This window comes from Polyangium sp. 15x6 (assembly GCF_029960785.1).
Lineage (GTDB): Bacteria > Myxococcota_A > Polyangia > Polyangiales > Polyangiaceae > Polyangium.
Map to the genome: position 1 here is coordinate 23,910 of NZ_JASBQE010000129.1, position 7,292 is coordinate 31,201.

Annotated in this window: 12 protein-coding genes; 8 read left to right on the forward strand and 4 right to left on the reverse strand. The window is 62.0% G+C overall.

Annotated elements, in window-relative coordinates; genetic code table 11:
• Positions 1 to 45: 45 nt before the first annotated feature.
• Both QHF83_RS47355 and QHF83_RS47360 read left to right on the forward strand, forming a co-directional pair.
• Positions 46 to 1,062 carry a hypothetical protein gene (locus QHF83_RS47355; protein WP_282424748.1) on the forward strand — a complete coding sequence of 339 codons (1,017 nt, stop codon included), beginning with the start codon at positions 46 to 48 and terminating at the stop codon, positions 1,060 to 1,062.
• Positions 1,059 to 1,817 (forward strand): hypothetical protein, encoded by a 759-nt coding sequence (locus QHF83_RS47360; RefSeq protein ID WP_282424749.1) that lies wholly within the window; start codon positions 1,059 to 1,061, stop codon positions 1,815 to 1,817. The genes QHF83_RS47355 and QHF83_RS47360 overlap by 4 nt, the downstream gene beginning before the upstream one ends.
• A gap of 57 nt (positions 1,818 to 1,874) precedes the next feature.
• Here the strand turns inward: QHF83_RS47360 and QHF83_RS47365 are convergent, their stop codons facing one another.
• Entirely contained in the window at positions 1,875 to 2,120 is a 246-nt protein-coding gene (locus QHF83_RS47365) for a hypothetical protein (RefSeq protein WP_282424750.1), read from the reverse strand.
• Positions 2,117 to 2,470: a hypothetical protein gene (locus QHF83_RS47370; protein WP_282424751.1), complete on the reverse strand. Its 354-nt coding sequence runs from the start codon at positions 2,468 to 2,470 to the stop codon at positions 2,117 to 2,119. Before QHF83_RS47370 ends, QHF83_RS47365 begins: the two co-directional genes overlap by 4 nt.
• A 741-nt stretch (positions 2,471 to 3,211) precedes the next feature.
• On the opposite strand from QHF83_RS47370, the gene QHF83_RS47375 reads away from it, so the two are divergent.
• The 4 genes from QHF83_RS47375 to QHF83_RS47390 all read left to right on the forward strand — a co-directional run bounded on the left by QHF83_RS47375 (position 3,212) and on the right by QHF83_RS47390 (position 4,991).
• Positions 3,212 to 3,565 carry a hypothetical protein gene (locus QHF83_RS47375; protein ID WP_282424752.1) on the forward strand — a complete coding sequence of 118 codons (354 nt, stop codon included), beginning with the start codon at positions 3,212 to 3,214 and terminating at the stop codon, positions 3,563 to 3,565.
• The gene (locus QHF83_RS47380; protein ID WP_282424753.1) at positions 3,562 to 3,831 is read left to right on the forward strand and encodes a hypothetical protein; all 270 of its coding nucleotides are present in this window, start codon (positions 3,562 to 3,564) and stop codon (positions 3,829 to 3,831) included. The genes QHF83_RS47375 and QHF83_RS47380 overlap by 4 nt, the downstream gene beginning before the upstream one ends.
• The gene (locus QHF83_RS47385) at positions 3,828 to 4,424 is read left to right on the forward strand and encodes a sigma-70 family RNA polymerase sigma factor (RefSeq protein WP_282424754.1); all 597 of its coding nucleotides are present in this window, start codon (positions 3,828 to 3,830) and stop codon (positions 4,422 to 4,424) included. Before QHF83_RS47380 ends, QHF83_RS47385 begins: the two co-directional genes overlap by 4 nt.
• 168 nt (positions 4,425 to 4,592) lie before the next feature.
• A complete protein-coding gene (locus QHF83_RS47390; protein ID WP_282424755.1) occupies positions 4,593 to 4,991 on the forward strand; it encodes a hypothetical protein in 399 nt (132 codons plus the stop codon).
• A gap of 409 nt (positions 4,992 to 5,400) precedes the next feature.
• Here QHF83_RS47390 and QHF83_RS47395 read toward each other — a convergent pair whose 3' ends face one another.
• A complete protein-coding gene (locus QHF83_RS47395) occupies positions 5,401 to 5,766 on the reverse strand; it encodes a hypothetical protein (protein ID WP_282424756.1) in 366 nt (121 codons plus the stop codon).
• A gap of 99 nt (positions 5,767 to 5,865) precedes the next feature.
• Here QHF83_RS47395 and QHF83_RS47400 point away from each other — a divergent pair, with 99 nt between their 5' ends.
• Positions 5,866 to 6,135 carry a helix-turn-helix transcriptional regulator gene (locus QHF83_RS47400; protein WP_282424757.1) on the forward strand — a complete coding sequence of 90 codons (270 nt, stop codon included), beginning with the start codon at positions 5,866 to 5,868 and terminating at the stop codon, positions 6,133 to 6,135.
• A gap of 26 nt (positions 6,136 to 6,161) precedes the next feature.
• Here QHF83_RS47400 and QHF83_RS47405 read toward each other — a convergent pair whose 3' ends face one another.
• Positions 6,162 to 7,136 carry an IS1 family transposase gene (locus QHF83_RS47405; protein ID WP_348980532.1) on the reverse strand — a complete coding sequence of 325 codons (975 nt, stop codon included), beginning with the start codon at positions 7,134 to 7,136 and terminating at the stop codon, positions 6,162 to 6,164.
• Here QHF83_RS47405 and QHF83_RS47410 point away from each other — a divergent pair.
• On the forward strand, positions 7,107 to 7,292 hold a 186-nt coding region (locus QHF83_RS47410; RefSeq protein WP_282424758.1), incomplete at its 3' end, for a hypothetical protein. The two genes, QHF83_RS47405 and QHF83_RS47410, sit on opposite strands and share 30 nt — an antisense overlap.

Below are 7,292 nucleotides of genomic sequence, written 5' to 3' on the forward strand. Positions count from 1 at the left end.
GCTCGTGTAGTCTGTGCCGCGATCATCCACCGGCTCCAAGGCACCATGTCTCGATCAAACAAGCACTACCTCGAATTCGCGAACTTTATCTGCCGTTTCGGCGACGCGTACGAAATGCTCGACCTTGCCGCCGAGGTCGTTCTGCCAGCAATCTTTTCGGGTGACAAGCGACGACGAGGAAAGAATACGTATGTCTTGCTAAATCCGGAGATTGTGGACCTTGGCGAAGGCCACTTTGGAGTCGCATTCGAGTTCGTGAAGAGCACTTATCTGGAGAGCGAGCAGGTTTTTGATGCAAACAGCGACACGCTGCGCGAGCATCGAGACAGGATCGAGTCTGCGCCATCTGCGATTGTGCTGCTCGTGCTCACCACCCATCGCCTGGTCTATATGCCTAAGACCAAATATGCACCATCACTTGGCGAACTGGCTGCGACAGCCCAGATATTGATCAACCGTCAACGGGATGCGTATATCGAGGGGTTTGTAAAGCAGTACCCGCGTAGTGAACGCGTTGCCAAGAGGATCGAATTTGGTCGACAAGTGCCTCGCGCCACGGTCGAGGTGGTGCCTCTTGCCAGTGGATTGTCTATACAAGAGTCTCTACGCCGATTCTCCCTCATCAAAAAATTGACGGTAACGCTAGTCAAGCCGAACAGCGAGCTCGATTATGACAGCTTCTTCAGGCAACTACGAGCAAGGGGCGAGGAGGTGGGCGCTGCCACAACGCGAGTTGAGCATTCAAACCAGGAAGGTCTCGATAAAAAAGTCGCGTCCAAAGAGGTAGAGAGTGCGGCCAAAGAAGGCAATTCGCGGGTTTGGATTGAAGGGTTAGACAACGAAAACAAGAAATTGACCCAGAAAGACTCGGATCTCAAATTCCGTCAGCCGGTTGACTTTGAGCCAGGCGAAGTCGTCGAAACAGCAAAGGAGATGTTCCACACGTTCGCCGGGCTTGCGGCGAACGGGATAATCAGCGTGCCTACGTTCATGCAAACCGCTCGTGCAAAGGCAAGCAAAGCATTGAAGGAGTGGATAGCGTCCAAGGAGCAGAAGAAATGACAAAGGAGGACCTGGACGACATCACGCGCGAGAAAACGCTTGTCGACGTCTACAGGTATGTGACCAGCCGGATTTGGGTGCGACCGATCTACCTGGTGACTCGGGCGGTGGTGTTTGTGTTGCTCATCGTTAGCGGAATTGTATCCGGCGCCTCTGCGGTAGATCTTGGCGGTCGCGTGCGCGAGTGGTCGGCCTTCGGCTTCAATTTTGCGGCTACTGTACTTGGAATTCTGCTAGCCGGGTTCGCCATTTTCTCCACCATCGCCACGACTGCATTGGTTGAACCACTTGCGGCGTTTAAGGAAGAGAAATCGAATCTGTCATATCTCAAGTACACCGCCGGACATTTTATGTCCGTATTTATCCCATACGTGCTGTTTTTGCTGTTACATGGGATTGTGATGCTATTTGGATGGTATGGAGGGCCGTTTACCAAGGCCGTCACGTGGCTTGGAGTCATATCGCATGTTGATATTGGGCGATACTCATCAGTCCTGATGATGGCCATTGTAGGCACCTTCTTTGTGCATTTGCTGATTGTGCTACAGAGCTTCGTCTTCAACGTGTACGCGGCGTTCATGTTCATGGCGCGCACCAAACTCGAATTGGATTCGATAGAACAGCAGCGTGCCTCGGAGCAAGGGCGCACCGGGAGATCGCGCTTCGCGAGCGTGCAACCTGCGCAGACGTCAAATGACGACGACAAGAGCGCGATAGAAGCTCATCAGCACGCGGAACGACGCGGAAAACGCTGATAGGCAAACGGGCGGTGGATCTGAGCATCCGGACAGGGTGGGCCGGGCGGGGTGGGGCTACGGCGCAGGAGCGGCGGCGTTGATCCGGGCTTCAAGCTCGCGGATGCCGCGAAGCAGCTCCCGCCGAAGGAACGAACGGGCGTGGATGCGCTTGCTGGGCTCCGCGGTCGCATCCTCGACGAGCATCCGAAGGCTCGTGACGACGGGGCGGAGCGTGTTCACGTAGGCGACCAGCGCGGCCGGGTCGGTGGTGTGAATGGCGGCGCGGATGCGCTCGCGTTCCCTCACGCGCGACCGGCTCATGCCGCCCTCCCGATGACGACGGGCGCCACGACGAGCTTGCCGCCGAGAAGCACCTCCACGGGGACCTTCGCCACGGCGGCGAGACGGATCGCGAACGTGCCGGTGGGCGGCGTGCCTTTCGGGTTCGCGATGCGGCGAACGGTGTTCGCGGGCATGTCCAGCCTCGCGGCGAGCGCGTTGAAGCTGCCGAACGCGCGGCGGAGCTTGCGGACAGCGACGCGCACGGCCTTCGCTTCCTCCGCGGAGAGCATGAGCGCGTCCGACTTGCGACGACGCGACGTCTCGGGGGCGGGCGGGCAGGGCGGATCGTTCTCTTGGCCGTATGAGCCGGGCCAGTCTAGATCGTGCATGGGCGTGACCTCGTGACAGCGTGGTTGCGTCAAGTCGCCCCGGTGGTGTTTGCTGCGCCATCGGGGCGGCGCCTTTTCAGGCCCGGCAACCCTAGCCGCGAAATCAACCCGCGGATCGCCGTTAGGACACTTTCGCCCCCATTAGGACACTACCCGCGGTCGGAGCGCGTCATGGGGAGCCCCCAAAGCGAGGTCCGGCCGGTCGGTACTGGTCAACTTTCCCCTGAACTGGTCAAGTTAGGAAGATCGCCCTAGATTTCCGCTCCTACTACACTTCAAGCTGAGCGTGCCTGAAGGGGCGGGCCCATGAGGGCCTACCCCCAAAAGGCGAGGCCCCGGTAGGTCTGCCAACCCCCGGAGCCTCTCGACCGCAACCTCATCAACGGAGGTCACGATCGTGACGCTCACCCTAGTTCGTCCCTCTCACGAGGGGCAAGACGGCGGACGTGTGCGCCGTCGCCGATACGTTGTTCCCCGCTTCTCACAAGCACAGCGCGCCCGCATCCGGGCGACTCTCCGAAATCTCCGCGCCGCATACGGCTCTTGGTCGTGCCTCGCGGAGATGACCGGGTTCCGAGCGTCGACGCTCTCGTCGGCCGCTTCTGACCCTCGCCAGGCGTCGTTCTCGATGGTCCACCGTCTGGCGCGCGCAGCGGGCATGACGGTCGAGGCCCTTCTATCCCCGGGGCTGGTCCCCGTGGCTGACGTGTGCCCGACGTGCGGGCGGAAGGGAGGCGCGTCGTGATGACGAATTCGCCCTACCGCCAGCGCCCGTTGAAGGGGACCGATCTCATCGAGATCCAGCGCTCGAACCTGCGCGCGCTGCTTCGCCATCTCCATCGCGAGCTGGGCTCGTGGATCTTGGTCGCGCACAAGCTCGGTTTCCGCCGTTCGTTCATTCTCGCATTCCAGGACGGGACGGAGCCCGGCCATATGGCGCTCGCGCGGAGCATTGCGCGCGCCGTCGGTCTTTCGCTCGATGATGCCCTCATCGGGAAAGCTCCGCCGAGGAAGGCCCCGTCGCTCGTCCTCGTCGCGTCCCCGAAGGCTTCGAGGGCCCCGAAGGGCTCGCGCCGGAAAGGGGGTGCTTCATGAATGAGCACGACCAGGGCCAGGACGAAGCTCCCGAGAGCCTTCCCGCAGTTCTCAAGATCGAGCAAGCGGATCGTGTCCGGAAGGCGCTCGCGCCCTTCGTTGCTGGACGCTCGGCGAAAGAGGCTTCCGACGCGATCGGCTACGCCCCGAAGTACGTGCAGGCGTTCCTTCGTGGGGAAATCCACTGCACGCTGCATTTCGCAAACTGCGTGGCGAACGCGCTCTGCATTGAAGTGGAAAACCTCGTCCGAGGGGACACGACGTGATCCGGCAGCGCGCCTCCCCCGGTGGGGGCGCGCCGATCGTCGAAGCGGATGCGGACGACATCGAGCAGCTTCGCCCGATGCTCGTCCGCTATGTTCGCGCGATCGGCGTGGAACGGCGGCATGTAGACGATGTCGTGCAGGAGACGATGCTGACGACGTGGGAAGCCTTGAATGAGGGGCGCGTGCGTGGCGGGGAGAAAACCCTGCCCGAGGCGTCCCTGTTGGGCTTCATGAGGCAGACGGCGTGGTTCCACGCCAAGAACCTCATGCGGCGCGCCTCCACGCTGTACGAGGTTCCAGCGTCATCACTTCGGGACGTCCCGATCCTCGCGACGGCGGATCCGACGTCGGCCATTGAAGCTCGGGATCTGCTCGCGCGGGTCATGGCGTCGAGCCCGAACGTCGCGCACGTTGTGGAACTCGCCGCGCGCGGGCTCATCGGCGCCGATGCGGCGCGAGCCACGGGACAACCACGGGCGACCTTCTACGCCCACGAGAAGAGGCTCCGTGCCGCCCTCCGGAAGCTTGGCGCAGCTCCCGCACCGAAGCAGGCTCCACGCCCCACGTGGAAGAGCCGGAAGCGCCAGCGCTGAAAAGGTGACGGGTGCCTCTTTTCGGGGTACGCTAGATGCCCTTCCCGCCCGACTCCTCTCCGAGACATCCTACCGCGCCTCTACGCTGCGGTTGCGGCAAACACTGAACGCATGCTCCGGATGGATCCGTGCTGAGGTAGCACGGTAGGGTGCCACGCGGAGATACACATGCCGCTGAATAGCCTTACATTCGTCATAGAGAACGAAAGCGAACTTGACCCGCAATTTGCGCACGCGGCCAAGATCGCAATACATCTTCAGTATGAACTACTAAAGCAGCGAAGCTGCCTCGCTCAACTGTTCAAATTCGTTAAGAACGCGAATGAAAAGCTCGGGGTTAGGTTGGCCGGTCAGGATCCTGCACGCCCACCATACGATCTGCGTGAGGGCAAACCGCTGTCCGAAGAACTTCGCACGTTCGTAGCGAACGCCTTCCCGTCACTTAGGATACGGATAGGCGTTGGCTCGGGTCCGTCTGTGGACGGGGTATTCCTTCCGTCTTCACGCGCCGCGAGCAGTGCGACCGTCGATCCCGAAGTCGATCCCGAAACGGATAACGAGGACTGAAAAACAAGAGGCGTGTCCAGATCGGCCATCGCCTCTACCAGTTCCAGCCAAGCCGCTTGCAATTCGTGGTGCTCGCGCTCGGACATATCGAGGCAGCAACAATGCATGCGCGATAGCTTTGGGCTGCACGCTCCGCACTGCAACCACCGCTTCGACCTTCCTCGTTTCTCCGCGCTCCGGTCACTTCTCCGGCGGCTTGCACCCGAGCCATCTGCACTCAGCGGCGCCTCGGAGCCGGGACGGGATGCACGGCAGGTACATTCCGACAAATTGTCCACTCTGTCGTGATGGGCGTTGTTGTTGAGGGTGTTCATCGCCTTTACTACCCACAAGGCGATTATCACAACGGCGCCGCTGAAACGCACTCGGGCCGATCCCCCTCTCGGCCCGAGAGCCGGAATCGTCTGATCTACGGAGCCGCCCCGTGAAGGCTCTTCGTGGCGACGATCTTCGTCGAGACGGCCGTGTCGATGAGGGCGAGAAGAACCTGCCCGATCGCGGCCAAGAGGAAGCCAAAGCCGTAGAGGCCCCCTCCGGCCATCACGCCGAGCAGCCCAACCACGAGGCCCAGCTCGGATCCGAACCCGGGCGCTCGGTAGACGATGATTCCGCCGATCACGCCGCCGATCCCCAGGACGACCCCAAGCGCCTTGAAGAGGAAGCCAACCCCGTCGAGCCCTCGCGCGTGAGCGACCGCATCTCTGTATGAGGATCGACCTGCCTCAAAGGTTGCCTCGATCGCCTTCGTGGACTCTGCCGTCGTCGTGTCCGCCATCGTGAGACCTCCGGATGAGGCGGCTAACACGCTGGCGACCAACTGATCAACCTAAAAGTTGCTTTTTAGGAACCCGGAGTCCCGGCCATCGGTGTCGGGATGGAGGATCCCGACCACCTGATCCGCGAGGTTGGCCGACGAGTTTTGGAGCTGCGTCGCGCCGCCAGCATGACCCAGCAGGGGTTTGCGGAGGCGATGGGGGCGTCGGTTCAGTACGTGAGCCGCATCGAGCGCGGGCAGGAGAACCTCACGCTGCACACGTTGGCGAGGATCGCCAACGTTCTCGGGGTTCGCGTGCTCGATCTACTGCAACCACCAGCCGATACGGTCTCGGAGGTTCGTCGGGGTCGCCCTCGAAAAACCCCCTGATGATCAAGGAAGCCGTCAGGCTTCCTTCATGAAGAGGACGACGGGAGAACGAGACGGAGCCATCCTCGCCCGTTCGGCAGTTCGCGCGCGCCTTTCGGCTTGCCGTCCGGCCCATCGGGGCCTCCTGGCCGCTTGATCGGAGTGAGTTCTTTCACCCTGGGTCGCTCACCGGCAGGTTCGGAGAGGGCCAGCTCGACCAGCTCCTCGATCGACCAGATGTGATCGGCGATCCCCGCCTCCATGGCCGGCGTGACCCGCAAGGACTCGTGGACCCGGCAGAAGTTGTACCAGGCCACGTGAAGCGCGACGGCTGCCCGATGGTTTTCGAGCTTCTTCGAGAAGCCGTTGCACAACCTCGTGAAGCGCCGGATCTGCATCCGAACCGTGAGGTTTGCCCGCTCGATGTGCGAGGTTGAAGCCCGGTCGAGATCTGGAGAACCACGCCCCCTGCTCTTGGTGATGAACGGGTCGCGCGGAGGCTCGTATCGATGGTCGTGACGCTCGCCGTCCGGGCGGCCCTTCCGCGAGTAATTCTTCTGGATGATGGCGTAGTCGACGCTTCCGGGCGCGAAGCTCTGGCCGATCGCGTCGGCGTAGCTCTGCCAGCCATCGGTCGAGATCTCGGGGACTGTGACGAGCCGGATGCGTAGATCCCGAATGAACGCGCGCGTGTTCTCCTCATTGCGCTTCCCAACCCGGTACGCGATCATGAGCTTCTGCGCGCGGGCCATCGCCAGGAAGGCGTAGGCATCCCCGAACTCGGGCGGATCCTCGTCCTTCAGGCGAGCCTGCTTCTTCTGCACGTAGGACCAGATCTCGTCACACTGGATCTCTCGGATGTCGAGATCGCGCACGAGCCGATCATGAAGTCGGTCGCAACCGAGACCGACCTTCAAGAGGAGCGACAGGATCGTGGGTTTGCTCACGCCCGTCAGTCTTTCGGTCGCGCGGATGCTGGCACCTTCGACAAGGTGACGCACGACATCGGCGCGCTTCGCCATCGGCAGCACGTTGGCCACAAGAAGCCTTGCCGTAAGTCCTCGCCCACCACCGTCTGGACGACCATCCGCGCCCATGGCAGGCGCCACGTGCGCGGCACGCGCATGCTCGCCGCGCCGGCGTGCGCTCGGCGGGTTCGTCGCAGCCGCACAATAACC